Genomic DNA, 22,812 nt, shown 5'->3' on the forward strand with positions numbered 1-22,812 from the left:
ATCAGGCGGTTGCAGCGCTCCGCTGCGGGCGGAGCAGGAACACCAGCGCAAGGCTCAACTCCGCGAGGATCGTGACGCCGTAGGCCGGTTGCATCAGCGCATTAAGCTCCGGTGCGGCGAGGCGGGTGAGCGAGCCTGCGAGGTAGGTAAGGCCCGCCAGACCCAGCAGGGGCGGCAGCCAGCGGGGCACGAGCGCGGCGCGGGCGAGGAGCCATACGGTGATCAGCGTGTTGGCGCCGAAGAAGAGCAGGCCCACGTCATAGCCAATGGAGTGGGTGGTCAGCAGGACCATCAGCGCCTCGGGGGCCTCGGGTCCGGTGCTGACCAGCGAGAGCGCCGCGACGCTGGCCAGCAGGCTGGCGCCGATCACGGCGGCTTGCATCAGGCGCAGAACCATCGCGGTGAGGGCCAACTCGGGCTGGACGCGGCGCAGCAGGCTGAAGAACAGCACGGCGAGGGCGATATCGAGCGCGATCATTGCGCTGTCGGCCAGCAGCCCGGCGCGGAAGAGGCCGGTGTTGGCGGCGATGGCCTGCCATGTCGCGGCGGGATCACTCCATGATATCAATGGCATGCGGATGGCGAACTCGGCGGTGAGGCCAAGGGCGATGACGCCGAGGTAAAGAGCGCCTGTGGTGCGTTGGATCGAGGTTTGCATGGGGCGGCTCCCGAGGGCTGAGGTTGCGTTGACCCCGAGATAGGCCATGCGGAGACCGCATAGAATTCCCCGTTTTCGTTCACCATTCATGCAAATACGCATGACAAGCGCGGTCACACAGATTGGTGCGCCGGATTTACCTTCTCTTCACGTTTATCGGGTCTAGGATGGTCGCAACCTTAGGGCACCGTTAAGACTTGAACCGATCAGTTCAGTGCTTATATGACCATCAACCGCCCGGCATGACCGGGGTAAAGCACTGATAACACGAAACAAGGGACGCGCATGAGTAACTATTCCAAGCTTCCGGCCCCCTCTCCAGAGCAGGGGCTCAACCGCTACCTCCAGGAGATCCGCACCTTTCCGATGCTGGAGCCGGAGGAAGAGTACATGCTGGCCAAGCGCTGGGTCGAAACCGAAGACAGCTCTTCGGCCCACAAGCTCGTGACCTCCCACCTGCGCCTCGCCGCGAAAATCGCCATGGGCTACCGCGGCTACGGCCTGCCGCAAGCCGAGGTGATCTCGGAGGCCAATGTGGGCCTGATGCAGGCGGTCAAACGCTTTGACCCGGAAAAGGGCTTTCGGCTGGCGACCTATGCCATGTGGTGGATCCGTGCCTCGATCCAGGAATACATTCTTAGATCGTGGTCGCTTGTAAAACTCGGAACGACGAGCGCCCAGAAGAAACTTTTCTTCAACCTTCGCAAAGCCAAGAACAAGATCGGCGCGCTGGAGGAGGGCGATCTGCGGCCGGAGAACGTGCAAAAGATCGCCGAACAACTCAACGTGACCGAGGACGAGGTCATCTCGATGAACCGCCGCCTTTCGGGCGGGGATGCAAGCCTCAATGCCACCATCGGCTCCGATGATGACGGCTCGGCGCAATGGCAGGACTGGCTGGAGGATGAGACCGCCGACCAGGCCAAGAGCTACGCCGAAGAGAACGAGATGGAAGTGCGCCGCGAGCTTATGGTGCAGGCGATGGACGTGCTGAACGAGCGCGAGAAGGACATCCTGATCCAGCGCCGTCTGCACGAGCAGCCGGTCACGCTCGAGGAGCTTTCGGGCCAGTATGACGTGAGCCGCGAGCGCATTCGCCAGATCGAAGTGCGCGCCTTCGAGAAGCTGCAGAAGCGGATGCAGGAGCTTGCCAAGGAGCGGGGTCTGCTGGCGCGCGCTTGAACCCGCGCCAGCGGGCGGCTAGACCCTTGGGCAACCGAGGGGGATCTGCGTGAAGCTGCACGAGACATTCATCAAGCCGATGCACAAGGAAGGCTGGCGGTTCGTCAGCGTCTTCGCCGTGCTCACGCTGCTGCTGTTCTTCATCTGGCAGCCGCTGGGCTGGATCGGGCTGGGGCTGACTGTTTGGTGCTACTACTTCTTCCGCGACCCGGTGCGCCATGTGCCAGAGGGCGAGGGGCTGATCGTGAGCCCGGCCGATGGCATCGTGAGCCTGATCGAGATGGCCGCGCCTCCGCCTGAACTGGGGCTGGGCAATGAAAAGCGCTTGCGCGTCAGCGTGTTCATGTCGGTCTTCAACTGCCACATCAACCGCGCCCCGGTGCCGGGGCGGGTGGCGAAGATGGCCTACAAGCCCGGCAAGTTCCTCTCGGCAGAGCTGGACAAGGCCAGCGAGGACAACGAGCGCAACTCCCTGCTGATCGAGATGGATGACGGGCGCGACCTCGTGGTGACCCAGATCGCCGGCCTCGTGGCCCGGCGGATCGTGCCACTGACCGAGGAAGGCACGGTGCTGAAGCGCGGCGAGCGCTTTGGCCTCATTCGCTTTGGCTCCCGGCTCGATACATACCTGCCCGAGGGTGTTTCGCCGTTGGTGGCCGTGGGGCAGACCATGATCGCAGGCGAGACCGTGCTGGCCGATACCGCGCAGGGCACGCCCCGACCGGCAAGGGCCGACTGAGCGCATGCCACGTGCCCCCCGCATTCGCCGCAGGGCGAGCCGCTTGCCGATCCTGCACCTGCTGCCCAACATCGTCACCATAGCGGCTATCTGTGCCGGACTCACCGGCCTGCGGCTGGCGCTTCAGGGGCGGTTCGAGGCGGCGGTGATGATGGTGCTTCTGGCAGCGCTGCTGGATGGGCTGGATGGCCCGTTGGCGCGGCTTCTGAAGTCTGAATCCAAGATCGGCGCGGAACTCGACAGCCTAGCCGATTTCGTCAACTTCGGCGTCGTCCCCGGCTTTCTGCTCTACCTCTGGAGCCTCGACACCACTTCGCGGCTGAGCTGGATCGCGGTGCTGATCTACGCGGTTTGCGCGGTGCTGCGGCTGGCCCGGTTCAACGTGACGGCGCGGGAGGAGGTGGAGGAAGACCGCCCCACGCCCGGCACCTTCACCGGTGTGCCCGCTCCGGGTGGCGCGCTACTGGCGCTTGCGCCCTTTGCGCTGGTGCAGAACTTTCCGGGCCTGCCGATGCCGGCCGGGATCGTTGCCATCTGGCTGGTGATCGTGGGCCTTTTGATGATTTCACGCCTGCCCACCCCCTCGCTGAAGGCGATGCGGGTGCCGCGGGAGAATGCCCGGTTTCTGATTGTCGGCTTGGTGGCCTTTGCCGCCATCGCCGCCACCTGGCCCTGGGTTGTCATGTCGATTGCACAGTTCGGCTATATCGTGCTGGTCGGATGGAGTGCGCGGCACCACGCCACGGGGAGCGTCAGTGATGAAGATTGAAGCGGTATCAAACTCTTACAAACGCTGGGCCCCGGTCTATGACAGCACCTTCGGGGCCGTCACCAATGCCGGGCGCAGGCGGGCGACCTCTTATGTTTCGGAGCGGGGCGGCGATGTGCTGGAGGTCGGCGTGGGCACCGGGCTGGCGCTGCCGCTCTACGGCCCCGGCGTGCGGGTGACGGGGATCGACTTTTCGCCCGAGATGCTGGCCAAGGCCGAGAAGCGGGTGGAGGAAGACGGGCTGACGCGGGTCGAGGCGCTGCGGCAGATGGATGCCCGCGAGCTGGACTTCGCCGATGGCAGCTTTGACTACGTGAGCGCGATGCATGTGCTTTCAGTCGTGCCCGAGCCGGAGCGGGTGATGCGCGAGATCGCGCGGGTGCTCAAGCCCGGTGGTCAGGTGCTGATCGTGAACCACTTCGCCGCCGAGAAGGGCATGCTGGGCCTCGTGGAGCGGGCGATTGCGCCGCTTGAAGGGCTGATCGGCTGGCACTCGGATTTCCCGATCTCGCGCGTGCTTGGCGCGCCGGGCCTCGTCGAGGTGGCGCGCGACAGCCTGCCGCCGATGCGGATCATGACCTGGCTGGTGCTGGAGAAGCAGGGCTAGCTTGCGGGCTGCCCGGCGGGCCGTTAGCGTTGGCGCTAACAGGGACACCGGGAGAGCTGCCATGACAATCGAACCGATCCGCTGGGGCATCCTCGGCGCCGCCAACTTTGCGCTCCAGCACATGGGCCGTGCGATCCATGCCGCGGAGGGGGCCGAACTTGTGGCGCTGGCCACCTCGAGCCCCGAGAAGGCCAAGCCGTTTCAGGCCTTTTGCCCGGCGCTGAAGGTCCATGACAGCTACGAGGCGCTGCTGGCCGATCCGGGGGTGGATGCGGTTTATATCCCGCTGCCGAACCACCTGCACGTCGAGTGGACGCTGAAGGCGATGGAGGCGGGCAAGCATGTGCTGACCGAGAAGCCCATCGCGATGGAGGCGGGCGAGATCGACGCGCTGATCGCCAAGCGCGACGAGAGCGGGCTGCACGCGGCAGAGGCCTACATGATCGTGCACCACCCGCAGTGGCAGCGGGCAAGGGCCATGCTGCGCGACGGGGCGATCGGCGATCTGGTGCATGTGGATGGGGTGTTCACCTACAACAACCCCGACATGGGCAACATCCGAAATGACGCCTCCAAGGGCGGCGGGGGTATCCCCGACATCGGGGTTTACACTTACGGATCAACGCGTTGGATGCTGGGCGAGGAACCCGAGGAGATCACCCATGCGGACCTTACCTTCGAGGCGGGGGTGGATGTGGTGGCCCGGGTCGCGGCGCGCTTTCCGAGCTGCACGGCGCATTGGGTCAACTCGATGCGGATGCACCCGTGGCAGCACATGAGCTTTCACGGCACCGAGGGCGTGATCCGGCTCACCGCGCCGTTCAACGCCAATGTCTTTGACCAAGCCGAGGTGGAGCTGCATCAGGATGGCATGGGCCGCCGGATCGAGCGCTTTCCCGGCATCAACCAATATGTGCTGCAGGTCGAGAACTTCGGGCGGACGGTGCGCGAGGGGGCAGAGTATCCGTGGAGCCTTGAAGACGCCAAGGGCACGCAGGCGCTGATCGACGCGGTCTATGCCAAGGGCGGGCGCGGGTGATGCGGCCGTCGGACGACGAGCGCTTCGAGGGGCGGATGCACGGGCCGCAGGAGGAGGCGGGCAAGGACGGGCTGCTGATGCGGCTCCTGCACATGATCCTGATCGGGCTGATGATTCAGGTTGCGATGACGGTGCTGGGCGTGGCGACGCTGGTGCAATTCATCGTGATGCTGGTGAGCAAGGGCGAGCCGAACCCGCGGCTGGCGGAGTTTGGCGAAAGCCTCGGCATCTGGCTGGCGAAGGCAGCGCGTTACCTTGTGGCCGCCAGCGAGGTGAAGCCCTGGCCCTGGACGGAGCTGGATTGAGCGCGGTGAGGCCGAAAAATCTTAACGAAGATTTTTCGGGCGGGTGAGGGGCAAAAATCTTCTCGAAGATTTTTGGGGGCCGAAGAAATTTAGGGAAAATTCTTCTCGCCATCAGCCGAGGTAGTCGGCGTCGCTCACGTGCTCCATCCATGTGACGTTGGTGCCGTTCTCGACCTCGTGGATGGCCACATGGGTCATTGCGTGGTCGGCGCGGGCGCCGTGCCAATGTTTCTCTCCCGGTTCGAACCAGATCTTGTCGCCCGGGGCGATCTCTTCTTTCGGGCCGCCCTCTCGCTGGACCCAGCCGAGGCCGGCGGTGACGATCAGTAACTGACCGCGCGGATGCGTATGCCAAGCGGTGCGCGCGCCCGGCTCGAAGGTGACGATCACCGCGCCGGCGGATGCGCCCTCTTCGGGGTTGTGGCGGTTCTCTTGCCGGACCGCGCCGGTGAAGTACTCTGCCGGGCCGGTGCCCGAGGGTTGCTCTGTGGCCCGCGTGATCTTCATCTTAGCCTCCAATTCTTCTCAAATTGTAAATAGGGCGGCGCTGCGGCCTTTCCCCCACCCTAGGGCGTTTGACCGGGCGCGGGGAGAGGGGGCAAGCTGGGGGCATGAGGATTTTTGCGCGAGCCCAGATTGTGGCCCTGATGATGGCCTCGTGGCTGCCCCTGCCTGCTGCGGCCGAGGGGCTGGGCCGGATCACCGCCTATCTCGCGGGTGAGGCGGAGGAATGGCACACGATCACGATGGAGCAGGGCGGGCGAAAGGTGGCGACGGCGAGCTTTGAGCAAGGCGCGCGGCTGACGGAGCTGAGGGTGCAGGGCCACCCGGAGCCGCGCTTTACCACGCGGGACGTGTTCAGTGTGGATGTGCGCTTCGAGGGGCCGTTCGCGCCGGGGGCGGAGCCGCTCTCTGTTGATGTGATGCATGTGCCCGAGGGCATGGGCGGGCCGTTCTGGACCAGCCGGGGCGCGGCGAAGCCTGCGCGGATCGATATTGTCGAGTTGGAAGTCTACGGCAGCTACGGGCGGCTGGTGGCGACCTTCGAGGCGGAGCTGTGCTTTCGCCCGATCATCTCCTCGGCCACCGACACGGGCAACTGCCGCCCGGTGACCGGGGTCATCGAGACGGAGATCGCGGTGGAGTAGGGAGGCGGGTGACGCTCTCGCTTTTGCGCGTCGCCCCACCCGCCGTCCCGCGGGCCTGTTAGCCCTCCATGGCTTCCAACTCGTCGATGAAGCCCTCGATCATGCTGAGGCCCTTGTCCCAAAAGGCAGGGTCTGAGGCGTCGAGGCCGAAGGGGGCCAGAAGCTCCTTGTGGTGCTTTGAGCCGCCTGCTTTCAGCATATCGAAATACTTGGCCTGGAAGTCGGCGTCGCCTTCTTCGTAGGCAGCGTAGAGCGCGTTTACGAGGCCATCCCCGAAAGCGTAGGCGTAGACGTAGAAGGGCGAGTGGACGAAGTGGGGGATGTAGGCCCAGAAGGTCTCATACCCGTCCATGAACTCGAACGCCGGGCCCAGGGACTCGCCCTGCACCGACATCCAGATCTCGTTGATCTGGTCAGGGGTCAGCTCGCCTTCGGCCCGCGCCGCGTGGAGCTTGCACTCGAAGTCGTAGAAGGCGATCTGGCGGACGACCGTGTTGATCATGTCTTCGACCTTGCCGGCGAGCAGCACCTTGCGCTCGGCGTCGTCCTTGGCGGCGGCGAGGAGTTTGCGGAAGGTGAGCATTTCACCGAAGACCGAAGCGGTCTCGGCTAGCGTAAGGGGCGTGGAGGAGAGCAGCTCGCCCTGCTCGGCGGCCAAAACCTGGTGGACGCCGTGGCCGAGTTCGTGGGCCAGCGTCATCACGTCGCGCGGTTTGCCGAGGTAGTTCAGCATCACGTAGGGGTGCACGTCGGTGACGGTGGGGTGGGCGAAGGCGCCGGGGGCCTTGCCGGGCTTCACCTCGGCGTCGATCCAGCCCTTGGTGAAGAAGGGTTCTGCCAGCTTGGCCATCTCCGGGTCGAAGCCTGCGTAGGCGTCGAGCACGGTTTGCTTGGCCTCGGTCCAGCCTACTACCTTTTCGCTCTCCATCGGGAGGGGGGCGTTGCGGTCCCAGACCTGCATCTTGTCGAGGCCGAGCCAGCCGCGCTTCAGCTCGTAGTAGCGGTGCGAAAGGCGCGGGTAGGCGGCGACGACGGCGTTGCGGAGGGCCTCGACTACCTCTGGCTCGACGTGGTTGGAGAGGTGGCGGCCGGTTTGCGGCGTGGGCATCTTGCGCCACTTGTCCTCGATGGCCTTTTCCTTGGCCAGCGTGTTGTGGACGCGGGAGAAGATTTTGAGGTTGTCGGTGAGGACGGAGGCGATCTCGCGGGCCGCCGCTTCGCGGGTGTCACGGTCTTGCTCGGAGAGGAGGTTGGCCACCCCTTCCATGCCGAGGGTCTCGCCGTTCACCTCGAACTCCAGCCCGGCGACGGTTTCATCGAACAGGCGGTTCCATGCGGCGGCGCCGACAGTGGATTGATCGTGCAGGAATTTTTCCAGCTCGTCTGAGAGCTGGTAGGGCTTGAGGGCGCGCATCCGGTCGAAGACGGGCTTGTAGCGGGCGAGGTCGGCACTGCCGGTGAACCATGCCTCGTAGGTCGCATCGGTGACGCGGTTCAGCTCCAGCGAGAAGAACACCAGCGACGACATGATGTCGGTGATCTGCTGCTGCATGTTGCCCATGAACTGGGCGCGGCCCGGGTCGACGGTGAGTTGGTAGTAGCGCAGGCCGGCGAAAGACATGATGCGGCCCGCGATGCGGTCGATCGCCTCGTAGCGGTGGACGCATTCGAGCATCTGCTCGGGTGTCAGGCCCTCCAGCTTGCCCTCGTAGTCAGCGGCGAAGGCGGGGCATTCGGTGGCGAGCCAGTCGAGATCACGGGTCAGCTCGGGGGCGTCTTCGGCGGTGTAGAGGTCGGAGAGGTCCCACTCGGGGAGGTCGCCGAGGTTCTTGCCACCGGAGGCGGTGGCGGCGTCGAAGACGGGGGATTTCATCGGGGCTGCTCCTGCGTTGTCTGTCTTTGTCGGTCAGAAGGCAGATAGGCAGGAAGGGGCGGGGGCTTCAACCCTCGGGCGCGGTTTCGTCCTGCGGCAGTAGGGCCGGGGCGAGGCCGAGGGTGCGGGCGGCGGCGAGCGAGAGGGTCTCGCTGTCGAGCCCTTGGGGGGCCTGATACTTGCGGATCGCGCGGCGGGTGCGGGTATCCATTTCGCCGGAGGGGCCGCCCTGGTAGAAGCCGCGGGCGGCGAGGGCACGCTGGACCGAGGAGATATACTCGGGCGTCATCTCGGCGGGGCAGGGGGTTTCAAACCAGCGCTGGACGGCGGGTTTGACCACGTATTCCTGCGGCGCACGGCGGTAGATCGGCGGGCTGATCACCTCGCCCGAGGCGGAGAGCTGGGCGGGCTGGACGAGCACCGGCTCGATCACCGTGCGGGTCTCGGGGGGCGTGGTTTCCTTGCCCCAGCAGGAGCCGGGGGTGGCGCTGGGCGGGGCCTCGAGCGTGGTGACGATGGGCAGCGGGGCGGTGCGCTTTTGCACCTCGGGGGCGGTGGGCACGCAGGCCGAAAGCGCAAGCACCCCGCAGGCGAGGATGGCCCCTAGCGGGCGGCGTTTGGCGTTGGGTCGTGTCACTGCTCTGGGCTCTCTTGCGGGCCGCGTTGGGCGCAGATTAGCGCGGGGGCGGCGTGGCTCAAAGGCCCGGCGCGGGGAGGCGGCGCGGAGGGGCGGGCTCTTGCGCCCCTTTTGCAACAGGCTCGGGTGCTTGGGAGGGCGTGGGGGGCGGCTCCAGCAGGGTATCGAGCAGGGCGGAGATATCCTCGATCTGCTCGGCCACGATATGCACCACCTCCTGCTCGCGCTGGATGCGGCCGGTGACCCGCAGCAGCCGCCCGGCGATCACCGCGCGGCGGAACTTCTCGTAGGTCTTGGCCCAGACCACCACATTGCAGGTGCCTGTTTCATCCTCCAGCGTGACGAAGATCACCCCCTTGGCGGTGCCGGGCCGCTGCCGCACCAGAACGAGGCCGGCCACGGTGACGCGCGCGCCGATGGGCGGGCGGTTGAGCCATGCGGCGGGGAGCGCGCGGGGCGGGCGGGGCCATGTGGGAGCGGGCGACATGAGAACAATAGTAGAACAGTTGCCGCGACCCGGCAATGCTGGAATCTCCCGCGCCGATCCGGTAAAGGGGCCAAAGCAGGCACATCGGAGCAGGAAATGGCCAAGATCACCTATATCGAGCACAACGGGACCAAGCATGAGGTCGAGGTTGCCAATGGCATGACCGTCATGGAAGGCGCGCGGGACAACGGCATCCCGGGCATCGACGCCGATTGCGGCGGGGCCTGCGCCTGCTCGACCTGCCATGTCTACGTCGACGCCGCCTGGGTCGAGAAGCTCCCCGGGCGCGAGGCGATGGAAGAGGACATGCTCGATTTTGCCTTCGAGCCCGACGAGACCCGCTCGCGGCTCACCTGCCAGATCAAGGTCACCGACGAGCTGGACGGGCTCGTGGTCCAGATGCCGGAAAAGCAGATCTGAGCGGGGGCGCCGGTCGATGGCAGATTGGCGCAACTTCCTGACGATTGGTAAAACGCTGCGGGCGGTGGGCTTTGCGCTTGCCGCCATGCCGGCCTCTGCGGCTGACCCTTCGGTGCAATGCGTGGCGCAGATCAGCGGCGCGACCTATGCCGCCCCGACCAGCCGCTACCCGCATGGGGCCTTGGGCGATGACGAGGAGTGGGGCGCGCTCGTTGTTGGCGTCACGCTTGGGATGCCCTGCCGCGCGGGGCGCTCGAACTTTCAGATCAACCTGCCGCAAGAGCTTGTTTTCGAAGATGTTTCACCGCGTTTGTGGGACATGAACGGGGATGGCTTGCCTGAGGTCGTGGTGGTGGAGAGCCATGCGCAGAAGGGCGCACGGCTGGCGGTTTGGGGGATCGGCGAGGCCGGGGTGGAGCGGTTGGCGGCGACCGACTTTATCGGCACGCGCAACCGCTGGCTGGCGCCGGTAGCAGCCGCCGATCTGGACCGCGACGGGGCGATTGAGGTAGCCTTCGTCGACCGGCCGCACTTGGCGCGGGTTCTGCGGGTGTTTCGCTGGACGGACGGGCAACTGGTTGAGATTGCGTCGCTTTCCGGCGTCACCAACCATCGCTTTGGCGATCCGGTGATCCACGGTGGGCTACGCACCTGCCGGGGCGGGCCGGAGCTGGTGGTGGCCGATCCGGGCTGGCAGGAGATGATCGGCGTGCGGCTGGTGGAAGGCAAACTGGTCGCCCGGGAGCTGGGGCCGATCGAGGGGCCGGAGAGCTTTGGCATAGAGCGGACGTGCCGTTAGGAAGTGGTGCGGCGCGGCCGGTGTGAGGCTTATGCGCCACAGGCACATCCGATGCACAACTGATGCACATTCCATACATACGCGATTTTTGCACAGAACGGCTGGGTTTGGCGTTAAGTGTGCGGCGCGGTGGGGTGAGGGTGTGTTAGGGGGTGTCGGTTGTGCGAAGAGTTTTGCCCGATGCGCGCCGCAAGGCGCCGGGCAGCGCCGTCCCGCCCCCCGGGGCGGCGCTTCGGTGAAGGCAGCACCTACTTCCGAGGGAAGATGACCACGGCACCATAAAGTGCCCCGCACAACCGTTGCATGCGCCACCCCGCGGGACGGCGCTGCCCGGCTTGGGGACCTATGCGGGGGTCAGAGGGCGCGCCAGCCGATGTCTTTCCTATAGAAACCCTCGGGCCAGTCGATGATCTCGGCCAGCGCATAGGCGCGGTCGCGGGCCTCGGCCAGCGTGTCGCCGCGCGCGGTGGCGTTCAGCACCCGGCCTCCGGTGGCGGTGACCTTGCCGCCAGCCGCCGTGGTGCCGGCGTGGAAGACCATCTGGGTGGAAGTCTCCGGCAGCCCCTCCAGCCCGCCGATCACCGAACCCTTGGCGTAGCTGCCGGGGTAGCCCTCGGTCGCGAGCACCACGGTCATCGCGTGATCGTCGGCCCAGTTCACCTGAGCCTCGGCCAGACGGCCCTCGGCGCAGGCGAGCAGCAGGTCAAGCGCCTGCGCGCCGAGGCGCATCATCAGCACCTGGCACTCCGGGTCGCCGAAACGGGCGTTGTATTCGACGAGGGCAGGCTCGCCATCCTCTATCATCAGCCCGGCATAGAGCACGCCCTGGTAGGGGGTGCCGCGCTTGGCCATCTCGGCGACGGTCGGCCTGACGATCTGCTCCAGCGCCTTCTGCGTGACCGCTTCATCCATGATCGGGGCGGGGGAGTAGGCGCCCATGCCGCCGGTGTTGGGGCCGGTATCGCCCTCGCCGACGCGCTTGTGGTCCTGCGCGGTGCCGATGGGCAGCACGTTTTCACCATCGCAGAGGATGAAGTAGCTGGCCTCTTCGCCGGTCATGAAATCTTCGATCACCACCTCGGCCCCGGCTTCGCCGAAGGCGCCCGCGAAGACATCGTCGATGGCGGCGAGGGCGGTGGCCTCGTCCATCGCCACGACCACGCCCTTGCCTGCCGCGAGCCCGTCGGCCTTGATGACCTTGGGGGCGCCGACGGCTTCGATGTAGTCGCGCGCCGGGGCGGCAGAGGTGAAGGAGGCCCAGCCTGCGGTGGGGATCTGGGCGGCGTCGCAGACCTGTTTGGTGAATTTCTTGGAGGCTTCGAGCTGGGCGGCCTCGGCGGAGGGGCCGAAGGTGAGGATGCCCGCCTCGCGCAGCCGGTCGGCCACGCCTGCGGCGAGCGGGGCCTCGGGGCCGATGACGACGAAATCCACGGTATTCTCATGGCAGAACTCGGCGACGGCACTGCCATCTTCGATGTCGAGCGCGGCGGTTTCGCACATCGCCTCGATGCCCGCGTTGCCCGGCGCCACGATGAGCCGGTCGCATTTGGGGTTCTGCTGGATTGCCCAGGCAAGGCTGTGCTCGCGCCCGCCGCTTCCGAGGATGAGGATGTTCATGGACGCCGCTCCCTTGGCCTTGGTTCGGGGGCGTTCTAAGGTCGGGCGCAGAGCAGCACAAGAGCGTGACATGGACCTGATCGACGACCCGACCCCCGGCGGAAATGCCCCCGAGTTCACCGTCTCCGAGCTTTCGGGCGCGGTGAAGCGCGTGGTGGAGGGCGAGTTTGGTTACGTCAGGGTGAAGGGCGAGGTCGGGCGCGTGGTGCGGGCGCGGTCGGGGCATTTGTATTTTGATCTGAAGGACGACCGGAGCGTGCTGGCCTGCACCACATGGAAGGGGCAGGTGGACGGGCTGAGCGTGATTCCCGAGGAGGGGATGGAGGTGGTGGCGCAGGGCAAGCTGACCACCTTTGCCAGCCAGTCGAAGTATCAGATGAACGCGGTGGAAGTGGCCGTGGCGGGCGTGGGCGCGCTGATGGCCATGCTGGAGAAGCGGCGCAAAGCGCTGGCGGCGGAAGGGCTGTTTGATGCCGGGCGCAAGCGGGCGTTGCCGTTTTTGCCGGAGATCATCGGGGTGGTGACCTCGCCGCAGGGGGCGGTGATCCGGGACATTCTGCACCGGCTGCGCGACCGGTTTCCGCGCAAGGTGCTGGTCTGGCCCGTCGCCGTGCAGGGCAAGGACTGCGCGCCGCAGGTGGCCCGCGCGATCGAGGGGTTCAATGCGCTGACGCCGGGGGGTGCCTTGCCGCGGCCCGACCTGATCATCGTGGCGCGGGGCGGCGGCTCGATCGAGGATCTTTGGGGCTTCAACGAGGAAGTGGTGGTGCGGGCCGCCGCGGGCTCGGCGATTCCGCTGATCTCGGCGGTGGGGCATGAGACCGACACCACGCTCATTGACCACGCCGCCGACCGGCGCGCGCCGACCCCCACGGCGGCGGCCGAGATGGCGGTGCCGGTGCGGCTGGAGCTGATGGCGGCGGTGGACGGCTTTGGCGGGCGTCTGCGCCGGGCGGTGTCGGAGAGCGTAAGGGGGCGGCGGCAGCGGCTGACCGACCTGGCGCGCGCCCTGCCACGGCCAGAGGTGGTGCTGGGCGGGGCGCAGCAGCGGCTCGACCAGTGGGCCGACAGGTTGCCTGCAGCGCTGCGCACGGCGGTTTTGAAGAAGCGCGGGGCGCTCAGCGAAGCGGCGGCGGGGCTGCGGCCCGGGACGATCCGGGCGGGCATTGCGCAGCGGCGCGAGCGGGCCGAGCGGGCCGGAGCGCGGCTGGGGCCGGAGCTGGCACGGGGCGCGGCGCGGGCGCGGGAGCGGCTGGAGGCACGGGCCGGGCGGCTCAGGCCTGCGCTGGTGACGGAACGCACGGCGCGGGCCGGGGAGCGGGTGGCGGCATTGGCCGCACGGCTTGAGGCGGCGCAGCGCGGGCAGGCGGAGGCGCGGGGGCGGAAGCTCGATGCGCTCGGGCGGTTGCTCGGCTCGCTCGGCTACGAGGAGACGCTGAAGCGCGGGTTTGCCGTGGTGCGCGAGGGCGACGAGGTGGTGACGAGCGCGGCGCGGGCCAAGGCGGCGGTGGGGCCGCTGGAGATTCAGTTTGCCGATGGGCGGATGGTGCCGGGGGGCGGGGCGGTGAAGAAGAAAGCCGCGCCCAAGGATGCGCCGCCGGAGCAGGGCGATCTGTTTTAGGGCGCGGTCATGTGGCGGGACACGTCCCGCCCTAGGGGTTACACGCCGACATCGGGGCCGAGGCAGAGCATCGGCTCGTCGGCGTCTGTCACCTCGTAGAGTTCGGTGGCGGAGGGATTGTCTTCAAACAGGGCGCGGATGCCGCCGGGTTCTTCCCAGAAGGTCCAGCATTGCGGCTCGCCGGGCTGGTCCTCGTACAGAAAGCAGATGAACCGTCCCTGCTCGTACCAGCTGCCTTCCTTGCATTGGCCATCGAGAAACGACCAGCGGACGCGGTTGCCGGGGAGGTATTCCTCCACCCCGTAGGCCTGACCGTGGTTGTTGTAATAGAGCGTGCGCCCCTTGGTGTAGGCGTCGAACTCGGGGCCGGACATCGGCTCCGCGGCGAGCGCGGGCGTGGCGGCGAGGGTCAGGGCAAAGAGGAATGTCGGGCGCATGGGGGCTCCGGGTTGCCTGTGTTTTGCCGCCAGAATGGCAGATGGGGCGCGGCGCGAAAAGGCTGGGCGGGGCATCGGCGGGTCACGCCCGCGCGATCTGCCCGGACGGGGCGGCGGCTGCCGAAGGATTGGGCGCGCTGGCGTGGAGGCGGGCGACGCGCGGGTTCATCACCCGTTTCCAGAGCTGGGGCATCAGCGCCAGCGTGGCCATCGAGGGCAGCGGGCCGGGCAGCATGGGCGCGGGCGGCGGCAGGGTGAGGGCCGGGTAGGGCGTGGAGGGGTGCGCGTGATGATCGGAGTGGCGCGGGGCGTGGAGCATCATCAGCGAGGAGAAGACGTGCGGGGCGTTCCAGCTATGGGCTTCTGACACTGGCTCGTATTTGCCGTTCGGCAGACGGGCGCGGCTGAGGCCGTAGTGCTGGACGTAGTCCGACATCAGCAGCTGCGCGGTGGCGTAGGCGGCGAGGCCGATGTGCGCGGCGAGGCCTGCGGGGCCGAAGGCTAGGGTGGATGCGGCGAGCAGGGCGGCGGCGCCGGCGATGTATTCGATATAGGGGTTCTGCCAGCGGGGCTTGCTGCCACGGGCGAGCATCTCACGTTCGGCGGCGAGGCCGGCGCGGAAGCTGCCGAGCCAGGCGCGGACGGCGAAGCGGTAGTAGCTTTCGTTCAGCCGGGCGGAGTTGGGATCGTCGGGCGTGGCGACGAAGCGATGGTGGACCTTGGGGTGGGCCGAGGCGTGGTGGCCGAAGAGCAGCGAGATATAGACCCAACGCCCCAGAGCCCGGAGCGGGCGGGCGGAGCGGTGGATCAGCTCATGGGCGTTGGAGTTGGAGACCTGGCCCATGAAGAGGCCGAAGGCGAAGAAGGCGAGCACCCGCTCCCACGGGGCGAGACCGGTCGCGCCGGTGACGGCGGCGATGCCGAGGGCGAGCAGGGCAAAATGGGACAGCGCGAGGGTGGCGGAGAGGGCATCGGCCCATCGGCCCGGAGCGGCGGTTGGGGTGGGCCGCGCGCCGAGGCGGCGCAGGGCCTGGTCGATCAGTGCGGAGAAGAGCGTGAGGGTCAGCGCCGCTGTGATGAGCCACGCGCCGCCCAGCGTGCCGCCTGCCGCGAGCAGCAGGGCAGGGGTGAGGGTGGCGGCGGCGAAGAGGGCGGCGGGGGGCATCGTGGTCTCCGGTTCGGGCGGAGAATAGGGGGGGCGTGGGGCGGAAGGAAGGGGGCGATGTGGCGCGGGCAGGGCGCGCCGCGGGTGCAGGGCGCGCCCACCCGCCCACCCCGCGCCCTCGCCCCGCGGCGGGTCTCGCTGCTGCGTGCCGTCTTGGCCGGAGGCGCCGGGGGAGAGGGCGGGAATGGATATTTGGAGCAAGAAAATGCAGGAGGGTCGGGCAGTTTGGTAGGGGAGGCTTTGTGTTTGTGCGAGGCTAGGGGTTTCGGGGTTGCACCTCGGCGGGGCTGTGGTGAGAGTTGCGGCGTTTACTCTAGGGAAGGCGACGGCGATGACCACGATTACGGCAATCGGGCACAGTATCTATCTGCACAAGACCGAGGGGCTTCCGGCGACGGCGGTGGCGATCGACGGGCATGGGCGGCGGCAGTTCTGGGGCGAGAACTTCACCGTGCCGCCCGGGATGGTGGTGAACTTCTATGTCGACCGCCATGCCTGGCTGACCATCGACGAGCAGACCAGCAACCGGGGGCGGCGGGGCGATGGCAGCCCGGTGATCTATTCGGACGGGCTGGCCGGTATCGTCGGCGGGGGCGGTATCGTGCGCGAGAGTTTCGGCGGCGGGCAGCCTTGCCCGGACTACGAGCTGACCAAGGATGACCAGATGCACGGGGCGGAGGATATCGACTACCTGCTGAGCGGGCCGCTGGAGAACGCGTTTTGCGATATCGTTACTCTGCGCAACCGGAGCATCTTCAAGGCCGGGACCGCGCCGAAGCGGCTGAGCGAGGTGATCCGCAAGCTGGGGCAGGCGGGGCACCACTACGGCGAGGTGCGGTGCTGCTTCTGCCGTGGCACGTTCTGGGATGACGCCCAGCTGAGTGGCCGGGGGTTCAACCAGAGCCCGCTGAACGGCTGAGGTGGCGCGCGCCAGCCGGATGCCGGGCCTTCCATGTTGGGCGGTGAGCGATTAGGTCAGAGGGCAGTTGAACAGCGGGGCGCGGATGGCGTTTTTCAAGAAGCTCAAGGACAAGCTCTTCAAATCCAGTTCAAAGCTGGATGAGGGGCTTGAGGCGATTGTCGCCGATGGCGGCGAGGAAGAGGCGGTGGAAGCGGTCGAGGCCGTGGAGGCCGGGGAACTGGTTGTGGAAGAGGCGGGGCCTGCGGAGGGATCGTCCTCTGAGCCCGCGCCAGTGGGTGAGGGCGTGGTGGATGTGCCGGCTGCGCCCGTGGCCGCACCGGACCTGCCGCCTGCACCGATGCCGGAGCCGGAGCCTGATGTGCCGCCTGCGCCGGAACCCGAGCCAGAGCCGGATGTGCCGCCTGCGCCGGTGCCTGAACCTGAACCGGATGTGCCGCCTGCGCCGGTGCCTGAACCCGAGCCGGATGTGCCACCTGCGCCAGTGCCGGAGCCCGATCTGCCGCCGATCCCGGTGCCGCCTGCGCCGCGGGCGGAAGAGGCCGCGGCCAAGCGGCCGGGGTTCATCGGGCGGATGCTGGGGCGGGGCGAGGGCCCTGTCATGCGGCGGGTGCTCGACGATGACATGCTGGAGAGCCTCGAGGAGCTGCTGATTGCTGCCGACATGGGGGTGGATACCGCCCTGCGGGTGACCGCGAACATGGCCGAGGGGCGCTATGGACGGAAGGTCTCGACCGCCGAGATCAAGCAGTTCCTCGCAGATGAGATCGCCCGGATCATGGAGCCGGTGGCGCGGCCGATGCCGCTTTATCCGACCCGCCCGCAGGTGGTGCTCGTCGTCGGCGTGAACGGCTCGGGCAAGACGACGACCATCGGCAAGCTGGCGAGCCAGTTCAAGGCGGCGGGCAAGAGCGTGGTGATCGCGGCTGGCGATACGTTCCGCGCGGCGGCGGTGGAGCAGTTGCAGGTCTGGGGGCAGCGCGCGGGCGTGCCGGTGATGACCGCGCCCGAGGGCAGCGACCCGGCGAGCCTTGCCTTTGATGCGATGACCAAGGCGCAGGCGGATGGGGCGGACTTGCTGATGATCGACACCGCAGGGCGGCTCCAGAACCGGGCTGATCTTATGGAAGAGCTCTCGAAAATCGTGCGCGTCATCAAGAAGAAGGACCCGGATGCGCCGCACAACACGCTGCTGGTGCTGGATGCGACCACGGGTCAGAACGCGCTGAGCCAGGTGGATACCTTCCAGAAGATGGCCGATGTGAGCGGGCTGGTGATGACCAAGCTGGACGGCACCGCCAAGGGCGGGGTGCTGGTGGCGCTGGCCGACAAGTTCGGCCTGCCGATTCATGCGATTGGCGTGGGCGAGCAGATCGACGATCTCGATGCCTTCGACCCGCGCGAGTTTGCAGAGGCGCTGACGGGCGCGGGCGCGTGATCCGGGCGTTGGCGGTTGCACTGGCGCTGATGGGTGCCCCGGCAGGGGCGCAGACCTATGACATCTTGAACGCGGACGCCTGCGAAGGGCTGCTTCAGCGGGTGGATGTGCTGGGCATGGGCGGGGTCGTGGAGGTGGGCGGCGTGCGCCCGTATCAGAACGGCTGCGCCTACACCGACCTGCGGATCTCGACTGGGGTCGGTGCGCTGGGCTACCGCGTGCCGCGGGCGGAGCTGCACATCGGCGGGCTGGAGCGGCTCGACCACGGGCTGCCGCCGCTGGCGGTGAAGCTGGAGGTGCGGGGCGCGCATCCGGTGTTCACCGTGCCGGGAGACATCCTGACGAGCTGGCTGCTGACCGAGCAGGTGAAGGTGGGCGATGGCATGGATCTTTCGGCGCAGCTCTGGTGGGACCGGGAGAGCCGCCGGGTTGTGATCGAGGAGGCGCGCTGGGACTTTCCGGGCGAGAACGGGCTGCGGATGACGGGGCTGATCGAGGGGGTGGACCTGACCGATGCGGTTGCGATGCAGCAATCGGCGCTGACCACCCGGCTCACCGCGCTGGAGCTCGAGATGGAGAGCAACGGGATTTTCGAACATCTGTTTCTGGTGCCGCTTGGGCAGTTGCTGCTGGAGCCGGTACCGGAGACGGTTGAGGACGGCGAGCAGGAGGTGCCGCAGCCGCAGGAACAGGTGGTGGCGCTGAAGAAGGCGGCGGTCGCGGCGTTGCACGGATTGCCGGAGGCGCGCTTCGAGCCGGGCGCGCGGGATGCGGTGGAGACCTTCATCGCGGAGCTGCCCCACCCTGAGGGGCGCATGGTGCTGCGGCTCGATGCACCGGAGGGGCTGGGCATGGCGCAGCTCGGGCCGCTGGCGCTGGGCGCGCCGGTGACGCCGGAGGCACTAGCGGCGGTGCTGGAGGGTGTGACCATCGGGGCCAGCTACGCGCGCGAATAGGCGGGAACCCTGACGTCGCGCAGCCCGCCGCTCAGGAACTCTCTTCGCTGGTCTGCACCACCCGCTTCAAGATCCACAGCACGGCCACGGTGAGGGCGGTGGCCATGGCGGCGAGGGGCATTTGACCGGCGCCGCAGGCCAGCCCGATGCCGCCTGCGAGCCACATGGAGGCGCCGGTGGTGGTGTTCTTCACCGTGTCGCCCTTGGTGAAGATGATCCCGGCCGCCAGAAAGGCGACGCCGGCGGTGACCGCCTCGACCAGCCGCAGGGGATCGACCTTCATGCTGTCTTTCGGGCCGAAGGAGAGTTGCGAGAGTTGCTGGCTCACGACGATGAAGAGGCAGGCGGCGAGGGCGACGAGGATATGGGTGCGCAGACCGGCGGGCTTGGAGCGCCATTCGCGCTCCAGCCCGATCAGCCCGCCCAGCACCGCCGCCGCGAGCAGGCGGATGAAGGCGGTGAGCGGCGGCACGGCGGCGAAGGTGCCTTTGAGTTCGGTGACGATCTGGTCCATGCGGGCCCCTTGTTTGCGCTCTCAACACCGGGCGGGGGCGGGCGGTTCCGACGGGCGTGGCGGTGGGCGGGGCAATTGCCAACGCCGGGGCTTGGGCTACTGTGAGGCAAAACCTCAGGGAGTCGCTCCAATGAAATACGCCGCCGCCGCCGTCTTTGCCTCGCTCTTCGTCACCCCGGTGATCGCGCAGGATCTGCCTGATCTTCAGGGGCGAGAGATCACGGTCGTGACCGAAAACGCCTATCCGCCGCTGCAATACATGGCCGATGGCGAGGCCGTGGGCTGGGAGTATGACGCGATGGCCGAGATCGCCAGCCGGATCAACATGACCGTTGCCTACGAGAACATCAGCTGGGATGCGATGATCCCGGCCGTCTCCGAGGGGCAGTATGACCTTGGCATGACCGGCATCACCATTCGGGACGACCGCAAGGAGATGGTGGATTTCTCCGATGCCTACATGCGCAGCGAGATGTCGATGCTGGTGCGGGGCGATGAGGAGCGGTTCACCGATGCGGCGAGCTTTGCGGCGGATGACGACCTGCTGGTGGCCGCGCAGCCGGGCACGACGCCGTTTTACGTGGCGGTATATGACGTGCTGGATGGCGATGAGGCCAACCCGCGGGTGAAGCTCTTCGAGACCTTCGGGGCGGGCGTGCAGGCGCTGCGGGCCGGGGATGTGGACCTTGTGCTAACCGACGGCGTGGCCGCAGAGGGCTATGTGGCGGCCTCGGACGGGGCGCTGAAGGTGGTGGGCGAGAAGCTGGGCACCGAGGACTTTGGCTTCATCTTCCCCAAAGGCTCCGATCTGGTTGCACCGATCAATGCCGCCATCGCCTCGATGAAGGCTGACGGCACGCTCGATGCGCTGAACAAGAAGTGGTTTCTCGACACCAAGCTCGGCGAGTGAGGGAACGCCCGGGCGAAAAGGACTTTCCGTGGTGGCTGGTGATCCTGGCTGCCACGGGAGCGGTGCTGTTTGCGCAGGTCATCGCGGACGAGCTCTATTCGGACGTGCTGGAGACGCTGATGAAGGGCGTCGGCATCACGGTGTTCGTGACGCTGGTGGCGTTTTCGCTGGCGTGCCTGCTCGGGCTGCTACTTGCGATGGCCTCGATGTCACGCTGGATCGTCGCCCGTCAGGTGGCACGGCTCTACGTGGAGATCGTGCGCGGCGTGCCGATATTGGTGCTGCTGCTCTACGTGGCCTTCGTGGTGGCCCCGGCGCTGGTGGTGGCGGTGAACTGGGTGCTGACCTCGCTGGGCGGCGAGGGGATCAGGACGCGGGATTTCTCGCTGCTGTGGCGGGCGATCATTGCCCTGACCATCGGCTACTCGGCCTTCATCGCCGAGGTGTTCCGGGCCGGGCTGCTCTCGGTGCCGGAGGGGCAGATCGAGGCGGCAGAGGCGCTGGGGCTATCGCCGTGGCAGCGGTTTCGGCTGGTGCGGCTGCCGCAGGCGCTGCGGGTGATCCTGCCCCCCTTGGGCAATGACTTCATCGCGATGATCAAGGATTCGAGCCTGGTCTCGGTGCTCGGGGTGACGGATATCACCCAGCTGGGGAAGGTGACCTCGGCAGGGAATTTTCGGTATTTCGAGACCTATAACGTGGTGGCGCTGTTGTATCTGGTGATGACGGTGACGCTTTCGCTGGCGCTGAGGCGGCTGGAGAAGCGGCTGGGGGCGGGGCGGTAGAGTTTTGCACCTGCACGGAATCAAGGCCGCAGGCCGCCGTGCAGCGCCGACCCGCCCCCCGGGGCGGCGCTTCAGTGAGGTCAGCACCTACCTGTGAGTGACGACTAACGCTTCACCATAAAGTGCCATGCAGGGCCGTTGGGGGCGCCACCCCGCGTGTCGGCGCTGCACGGCTCGCGTGGCGCTGGCGGCGGGCTCTGGACCATCCCGGCCTGCAAATATATGCCGTCAGCATGAGTTCTTGGATCACCTCTCTGGAAGGCACCGAGGCGGGGCATGTGGCGGCATTGGGGCTGGCGCTGATGGCGGCCTTTCTGCACGCGGTTTTCGGGGCGCTGCAAAAGGGGCGGCATGACCCGTGGATGAGCCGGGGGGCGATCGACTTTTGTTACGGCGTCATGGCCGCGCCCTTCGCGCTGTTCGTGGTGCCCTGGCCCGAGCCGCATATGTGGGTGATCTTTGCCGGGGCCTGGGCGATCCACGTGGCCTACAAGGTGACGCAGGCGATGACCTACACGCGGGGGGCCTATACGGTGGTTTATCCGGTGGTGAGGGGCACCGGGCCGCTGTTCACGGTGATCGGGGCCGGGGTGATCTTTGGCGAGCATTTTACGGCAGGCCAATGGTTTGGCGTGGCGGTGTTGCTGGCAGGGATCTATGGGTTGGCGGCCTACAACCTGCGGACCATCACGCTGCAACGGGAGACCATGGTGGCCGCGCTGGGCCTTGCGGTGGTGACCGGCCTATTCGTGGCGCTCTACACCACCTATGACGCCTATGGCATCCGGGCGACGGCGGATCCGTTCACCTTTCTGGCGTGGTTCTTCATGATCGACGGGCTGGGCTTTGCGCCTTGGGTGGCGCTGGCCCGCTACCGGCGGATGGACGACCCGCCCACGCTGGGTCCGCTGATGGCGCGGGGGATGATCGGGGGCGTGGTGGCCTTCTTCTCCTTCGGGGCGGTGATGCTGGCCACGCGGCTCGACAAGGTAGGAGAGGCGGCGGTGCTGCGGGAGACCTCCACTGTCTTTGCCGCACTGATTGGGTGGCTGCTTCTTGGAGAGCGGGTCGGGCCGCGACGTTTGGCCCTCATGGGGTTGATCGCCGCCGGAGCGGTGATAGTTGAGATGGCGGGTTAACGCGGAGAGAGAGCATGGCCGAGAAACAGGTGCCCGGATGGGTGAAGACGGCGCTGGAGTTCGGCCCGGTGCTGGGCTTCTTCGTGGCCTTCTTCCTGCTGAAGGGCGAGAGCTACATGCTCTTCGGCCATGAGGTGAAGACCTTCACCTACATCACCTTCTGGTTCGTCCTCGCCATGGTGATCTGCATGGGGGCGCTCTGGGCGCTGACAGGCGCGTTGAGCCGGATGCAGGTGATGACGCTGGTGCTGGTGGTCTTCATGGGCGGGCTGACGGTGGTGCTGGACAACGACCTGTTTTTGAAGCTGAAACCGACGATCCTGTATGCGCTCTTTGCGGGCATTCTGGCGATCGGGCTGGCGCGTGGGCAGAGCTACCTTGCGCGTCTCATGGAGGGGCTGCTGCCGATGAGCCATGAGGGCTGGATGATTTTGACCAAGCGCTTTGCGATCTTCTTTGCGGTGCTGGCGGTGGCGAATGCGGTGATCGCCTTTTCGCTCTCGAGCGGGGTCTGGGTGACGGTCAAGACCTTCGGTCTGCCGGCGGCGCTCTTTGTTTTCATGATGGCGCAATACCCGCTGATCGAGAAATACGGGACGGAAAAAAGCGAGTAATCGACGCCCGAAATGCTGGCTCGGCGCATGAATA

The 22,812-nt window shown here is 67.1% G+C and carries 26 protein-coding genes; 17 read left to right on the forward strand and 9 right to left on the reverse strand.

All coding sequences use genetic code 11. The features are described 5' to 3' along the window. Nucleotide 1: 1 nt before the first annotated feature. Nucleotides 2-658 carry a DUF4386 domain-containing protein gene (locus KUV38_RS03070; RefSeq protein ID WP_222468640.1) on the reverse strand — a complete coding sequence of 219 codons (657 nt, stop codon included), beginning with the start codon at nt 656-658 and terminating at the stop codon, nt 2-4. Between the two features lie 285 nt (nt 659-943). Between KUV38_RS03070 and rpoH the strand changes: the two genes are divergently transcribed. From rpoH to KUV38_RS03100, 6 genes are all read left to right on the forward strand, one after another. Next, nucleotides 944-1,840: an RNA polymerase sigma factor RpoH gene (gene rpoH / locus KUV38_RS03075; RefSeq protein WP_222468641.1), complete on the forward strand. Its 897-nt coding sequence runs from the start codon at nt 944-946 to the stop codon at nt 1,838-1,840. 49 nt (nt 1,841-1,889) lie between these two features. Further along, nucleotides 1,890-2,579: a phosphatidylserine decarboxylase gene (locus KUV38_RS03080; protein ID WP_222468642.1), complete on the forward strand. Its 690-nt coding sequence runs from the start codon at nt 1,890-1,892 to the stop codon at nt 2,577-2,579. 4 nt (nt 2,580-2,583) lie between these two features. Continuing rightward, on the forward strand, nt 2,584-3,348 hold the full coding sequence (pssA, locus tag KUV38_RS03085) for a CDP-diacylglycerol--serine O-phosphatidyltransferase (protein ID WP_222468643.1): 765 nt from the start codon (nt 2,584-2,586) through the stop codon (nt 3,346-3,348). After that, nucleotides 3,338-3,955: a class I SAM-dependent methyltransferase gene (locus tag KUV38_RS03090; protein ID WP_222468644.1), complete on the forward strand. Its 618-nt coding sequence runs from the start codon at nt 3,338-3,340 to the stop codon at nt 3,953-3,955. The genes pssA and KUV38_RS03090 overlap by 11 nt, the downstream gene beginning before the upstream one ends. A 61-nt stretch (nt 3,956-4,016) precedes the next feature. Beyond that, entirely contained in the window at nt 4,017-4,994 is a 978-nt protein-coding gene (locus tag KUV38_RS03095; protein ID WP_222468645.1) for a Gfo/Idh/MocA family protein, read from the forward strand. After that, on the forward strand, nt 4,994-5,299 hold the full coding sequence (locus KUV38_RS03100; protein ID WP_222468646.1) for a DUF4389 domain-containing protein: 306 nt from the start codon (nt 4,994-4,996) through the stop codon (nt 5,297-5,299). Before KUV38_RS03095 ends, KUV38_RS03100 begins: the two co-directional genes overlap by 1 nt. A gap of 111 nt (nt 5,300-5,410) precedes the next feature. Here the strand turns inward: KUV38_RS03100 and KUV38_RS03105 are convergent, their stop codons facing one another. Next, complete coding sequence (locus tag KUV38_RS03105) at nt 5,411-5,806, reverse strand: cupin domain-containing protein (protein ID WP_222468647.1); 396 nt, start codon at nt 5,804-5,806, stop codon at nt 5,411-5,413. Nucleotides 5,807-5,946: 140 nt separating this feature from the next. Here KUV38_RS03105 and KUV38_RS03110 point away from each other — a divergent pair, with 140 nt between their 5' ends. Next, entirely contained in the window at nt 5,947-6,447 is a 501-nt protein-coding gene (locus tag KUV38_RS03110) for a hypothetical protein (RefSeq protein WP_222468648.1), read from the forward strand. A 58-nt stretch (nt 6,448-6,505) separates the two neighbouring features. On the opposite strand, the gene KUV38_RS03115 is transcribed toward KUV38_RS03110, so the two are convergent. From KUV38_RS03115 to KUV38_RS03125, 3 genes are all read right to left on the reverse strand, one after another. Further along, nucleotides 6,506-8,320: a M3 family oligoendopeptidase gene (locus tag KUV38_RS03115; RefSeq protein ID WP_222468649.1), complete on the reverse strand. Its 1,815-nt coding sequence runs from the start codon at nt 8,318-8,320 to the stop codon at nt 6,506-6,508. A gap of 67 nt (nt 8,321-8,387) precedes the next feature. Beyond that, complete coding sequence (locus KUV38_RS03120) at nt 8,388-8,957, reverse strand: peptidoglycan-binding domain-containing protein (protein ID WP_315898590.1); 570 nt, start codon at nt 8,955-8,957, stop codon at nt 8,388-8,390. Nucleotides 8,958-9,015: 58 nt separating this feature from the next. Further along, nucleotides 9,016-9,444, reverse strand: a complete 429-nt coding sequence (locus tag KUV38_RS03125; protein WP_261385137.1) for an OB-fold nucleic acid binding domain-containing protein — start codon at nt 9,442-9,444, stop codon at nt 9,016-9,018. 96 nt (nt 9,445-9,540) lie between these two features. Here KUV38_RS03125 and KUV38_RS03130 point away from each other — a divergent pair, with 96 nt between their 5' ends. Both KUV38_RS03130 and KUV38_RS03135 read left to right on the forward strand, forming a co-directional pair. After that, nucleotides 9,541-9,864, forward strand: coding sequence for a 2Fe-2S iron-sulfur cluster-binding protein (locus tag KUV38_RS03130; RefSeq protein WP_222468651.1), 324 nt, complete (start codon nt 9,541-9,543; stop codon nt 9,862-9,864). A 16-nt stretch (nt 9,865-9,880) separates the two neighbouring features. Next, on the forward strand, nt 9,881-10,663 hold the full coding sequence (locus KUV38_RS03135; RefSeq protein ID WP_261385138.1) for an FG-GAP repeat domain-containing protein: 783 nt from the start codon (nt 9,881-9,883) through the stop codon (nt 10,661-10,663). Nucleotides 10,664-11,017: 354 nt separating this feature from the next. Here KUV38_RS03135 and purD read toward each other — a convergent pair whose 3' ends face one another. After that, complete coding sequence (gene purD / locus KUV38_RS03140; RefSeq protein ID WP_222468652.1) at nt 11,018-12,280, reverse strand: phosphoribosylamine--glycine ligase; 1,263 nt, start codon at nt 12,278-12,280, stop codon at nt 11,018-11,020. Nucleotides 12,281-12,350: 70 nt separating this feature from the next. Between purD and xseA the strand changes: the two genes are divergently transcribed. Beyond that, nucleotides 12,351-13,901: an exodeoxyribonuclease VII large subunit gene (gene xseA / locus KUV38_RS03145; protein ID WP_222468653.1), complete on the forward strand. Its 1,551-nt coding sequence runs from the start codon at nt 12,351-12,353 to the stop codon at nt 13,899-13,901. 38 nt (nt 13,902-13,939) lie between these two features. Here the strand turns inward: xseA and KUV38_RS03150 are convergent, their stop codons facing one another. After that, nucleotides 13,940-14,338: a hypothetical protein gene (locus KUV38_RS03150; RefSeq protein WP_222468654.1), complete on the reverse strand. Its 399-nt coding sequence runs from the start codon at nt 14,336-14,338 to the stop codon at nt 13,940-13,942. An 82-nt stretch (nt 14,339-14,420) separates the two neighbouring features. Next, nucleotides 14,421-15,503, reverse strand: coding sequence for an alkane 1-monooxygenase (locus KUV38_RS03155; RefSeq protein WP_222468655.1), 1,083 nt, complete (start codon nt 15,501-15,503; stop codon nt 14,421-14,423). A 331-nt stretch (nt 15,504-15,834) separates the two neighbouring features. On the opposite strand from KUV38_RS03155, the gene KUV38_RS03160 reads away from it, so the two are divergent. The 3 genes from KUV38_RS03160 (at nt 15,835) to KUV38_RS03170 (ending at nt 18,816) form a co-directional block, all read left to right on the forward strand. After that, nucleotides 15,835-16,422, forward strand: a complete 588-nt coding sequence (locus KUV38_RS03160) for a putative adhesin (protein WP_222468656.1) — start codon at nt 15,835-15,837, stop codon at nt 16,420-16,422. Between the two features lie 85 nt (nt 16,423-16,507). Continuing rightward, nucleotides 16,508-17,860, forward strand: a complete 1,353-nt coding sequence (gene ftsY, locus KUV38_RS03165; protein WP_222468657.1) for a signal recognition particle-docking protein FtsY — start codon at nt 16,508-16,510, stop codon at nt 17,858-17,860. Then, nucleotides 17,857-18,816: a hypothetical protein gene (locus KUV38_RS03170; RefSeq protein ID WP_222468658.1), complete on the forward strand. Its 960-nt coding sequence runs from the start codon at nt 17,857-17,859 to the stop codon at nt 18,814-18,816. The genes ftsY and KUV38_RS03170 overlap by 4 nt, the downstream gene beginning before the upstream one ends. 31 nt (nt 18,817-18,847) lie before the next feature. On the opposite strand, the gene KUV38_RS03175 is transcribed toward KUV38_RS03170, so the two are convergent. Then, nucleotides 18,848-19,330, reverse strand: a complete 483-nt coding sequence (locus KUV38_RS03175) for an MgtC/SapB family protein (protein WP_222468659.1) — start codon at nt 19,328-19,330, stop codon at nt 18,848-18,850. Nucleotides 19,331-19,460: 130 nt separating this feature from the next. Between KUV38_RS03175 and KUV38_RS03180 the strand changes: the two genes are divergently transcribed. The 4 genes from KUV38_RS03180 to KUV38_RS03195 all read left to right on the forward strand — a co-directional run bounded on the left by KUV38_RS03180 (nt 19,461) and on the right by KUV38_RS03195 (nt 22,778). Next, nucleotides 19,461-20,240 carry a transporter substrate-binding domain-containing protein gene (locus KUV38_RS03180; protein ID WP_222468660.1) on the forward strand — a complete coding sequence of 260 codons (780 nt, stop codon included), beginning with the start codon at nt 19,461-19,463 and terminating at the stop codon, nt 20,238-20,240. Next, a complete protein-coding gene (locus tag KUV38_RS03185) occupies nt 20,237-21,025 on the forward strand; it encodes an amino acid ABC transporter permease (RefSeq protein WP_222468661.1) in 789 nt (262 codons plus the stop codon). The genes KUV38_RS03180 and KUV38_RS03185 overlap by 4 nt, the downstream gene beginning before the upstream one ends. Nucleotides 21,026-21,258: 233 nt before the next feature. Beyond that, nucleotides 21,259-22,164, forward strand: coding sequence for a DMT family transporter (locus KUV38_RS03190; RefSeq protein ID WP_222468662.1), 906 nt, complete (start codon nt 21,259-21,261; stop codon nt 22,162-22,164). Between the two features lie 14 nt (nt 22,165-22,178). Beyond that, nucleotides 22,179-22,778: an inner membrane-spanning protein YciB gene (locus KUV38_RS03195; RefSeq protein ID WP_222468663.1), complete on the forward strand. Its 600-nt coding sequence runs from the start codon at nt 22,179-22,181 to the stop codon at nt 22,776-22,778. Nucleotides 22,779-22,812: the final 34 nt, after the last annotated feature.

Source organism: Vannielia litorea (genome assembly GCF_019801175.1).
Lineage (GTDB): Bacteria > Pseudomonadota > Alphaproteobacteria > Rhodobacterales > Rhodobacteraceae > Vannielia > Vannielia litorea_B.

What these genes read in the sequence shown, in the direction of transcription:
- KUV38_RS03070 (WP_222468640.1), bottom strand. Translation starts at nt 658, where the DNA reads ATGCAAACCTCGATCCAACGCACCACAGGCGCTCTTTACCTCGGCGTC.
- rpoH (WP_222468641.1), top strand. Translation starts at nt 944, where the DNA reads ATGAGTAACTATTCCAAGCTTCCGGCCCCCTCTCCAGAGCAGGGGCTC.
- pssA (WP_222468643.1), top strand. Translation starts at nt 2,584, where the DNA reads ATGCCACGTGCCCCCCGCATTCGCCGCAGGGCGAGCCGCTTGCCGATC.
- KUV38_RS03090 (WP_222468644.1), top strand. Translation starts at nt 3,338, where the DNA reads ATGAAGATTGAAGCGGTATCAAACTCTTACAAACGCTGGGCCCCGGTC.
- KUV38_RS03095 (WP_222468645.1), top strand. Translation starts at nt 4,017, where the DNA reads ATGACAATCGAACCGATCCGCTGGGGCATCCTCGGCGCCGCCAACTTT.
- KUV38_RS03100 (WP_222468646.1), top strand. Translation starts at nt 4,994, where the DNA reads ATGCGGCCGTCGGACGACGAGCGCTTCGAGGGGCGGATGCACGGGCCG.
- KUV38_RS03105 (WP_222468647.1), bottom strand. Translation starts at nt 5,806, where the DNA reads ATGAAGATCACGCGGGCCACAGAGCAACCCTCGGGCACCGGCCCGGCA.
- KUV38_RS03110 (WP_222468648.1), top strand. Translation starts at nt 5,947, where the DNA reads ATGATGGCCTCGTGGCTGCCCCTGCCTGCTGCGGCCGAGGGGCTGGGC.
- KUV38_RS03115 (WP_222468649.1), bottom strand. Translation starts at nt 8,320, where the DNA reads ATGAAATCCCCCGTCTTCGACGCCGCCACCGCCTCCGGTGGCAAGAAC.
- KUV38_RS03125 (WP_261385137.1), bottom strand. Translation starts at nt 9,444, where the DNA reads ATGTCGCCCGCTCCCACATGGCCCCGCCCGCCCCGCGCGCTCCCCGCC.
- KUV38_RS03130 (WP_222468651.1), top strand. Translation starts at nt 9,541, where the DNA reads ATGGCCAAGATCACCTATATCGAGCACAACGGGACCAAGCATGAGGTC.
- KUV38_RS03135 (WP_261385138.1), top strand. Translation starts at nt 9,881, where the DNA reads ATGGCAGATTGGCGCAACTTCCTGACGATTGGTAAAACGCTGCGGGCG.
- purD (WP_222468652.1), bottom strand. Translation starts at nt 12,280, where the DNA reads ATGAACATCCTCATCCTCGGAAGCGGCGGGCGCGAGCACAGCCTTGCC.
- xseA (WP_222468653.1), top strand. Translation starts at nt 12,351, where the DNA reads ATGGACCTGATCGACGACCCGACCCCCGGCGGAAATGCCCCCGAGTTC.
- KUV38_RS03150 (WP_222468654.1), bottom strand. Translation starts at nt 14,338, where the DNA reads ATGCGCCCGACATTCCTCTTTGCCCTGACCCTCGCCGCCACGCCCGCG.
- KUV38_RS03155 (WP_222468655.1), bottom strand. Translation starts at nt 15,503, where the DNA reads ATGCCCCCCGCCGCCCTCTTCGCCGCCGCCACCCTCACCCCTGCCCTG.
- KUV38_RS03160 (WP_222468656.1), top strand. Translation starts at nt 15,835, where the DNA reads ATGACCACGATTACGGCAATCGGGCACAGTATCTATCTGCACAAGACC.
- ftsY (WP_222468657.1), top strand. Translation starts at nt 16,508, where the DNA reads ATGGCGTTTTTCAAGAAGCTCAAGGACAAGCTCTTCAAATCCAGTTCA.
- KUV38_RS03175 (WP_222468659.1), bottom strand. Translation starts at nt 19,330, where the DNA reads ATGGACCAGATCGTCACCGAACTCAAAGGCACCTTCGCCGCCGTGCCG.
- KUV38_RS03180 (WP_222468660.1), top strand. Translation starts at nt 19,461, where the DNA reads ATGAAATACGCCGCCGCCGCCGTCTTTGCCTCGCTCTTCGTCACCCCG.
- KUV38_RS03190 (WP_222468662.1), top strand. Translation starts at nt 21,259, where the DNA reads ATGAGTTCTTGGATCACCTCTCTGGAAGGCACCGAGGCGGGGCATGTG.
- KUV38_RS03195 (WP_222468663.1), top strand. Translation starts at nt 22,179, where the DNA reads ATGGCCGAGAAACAGGTGCCCGGATGGGTGAAGACGGCGCTGGAGTTC.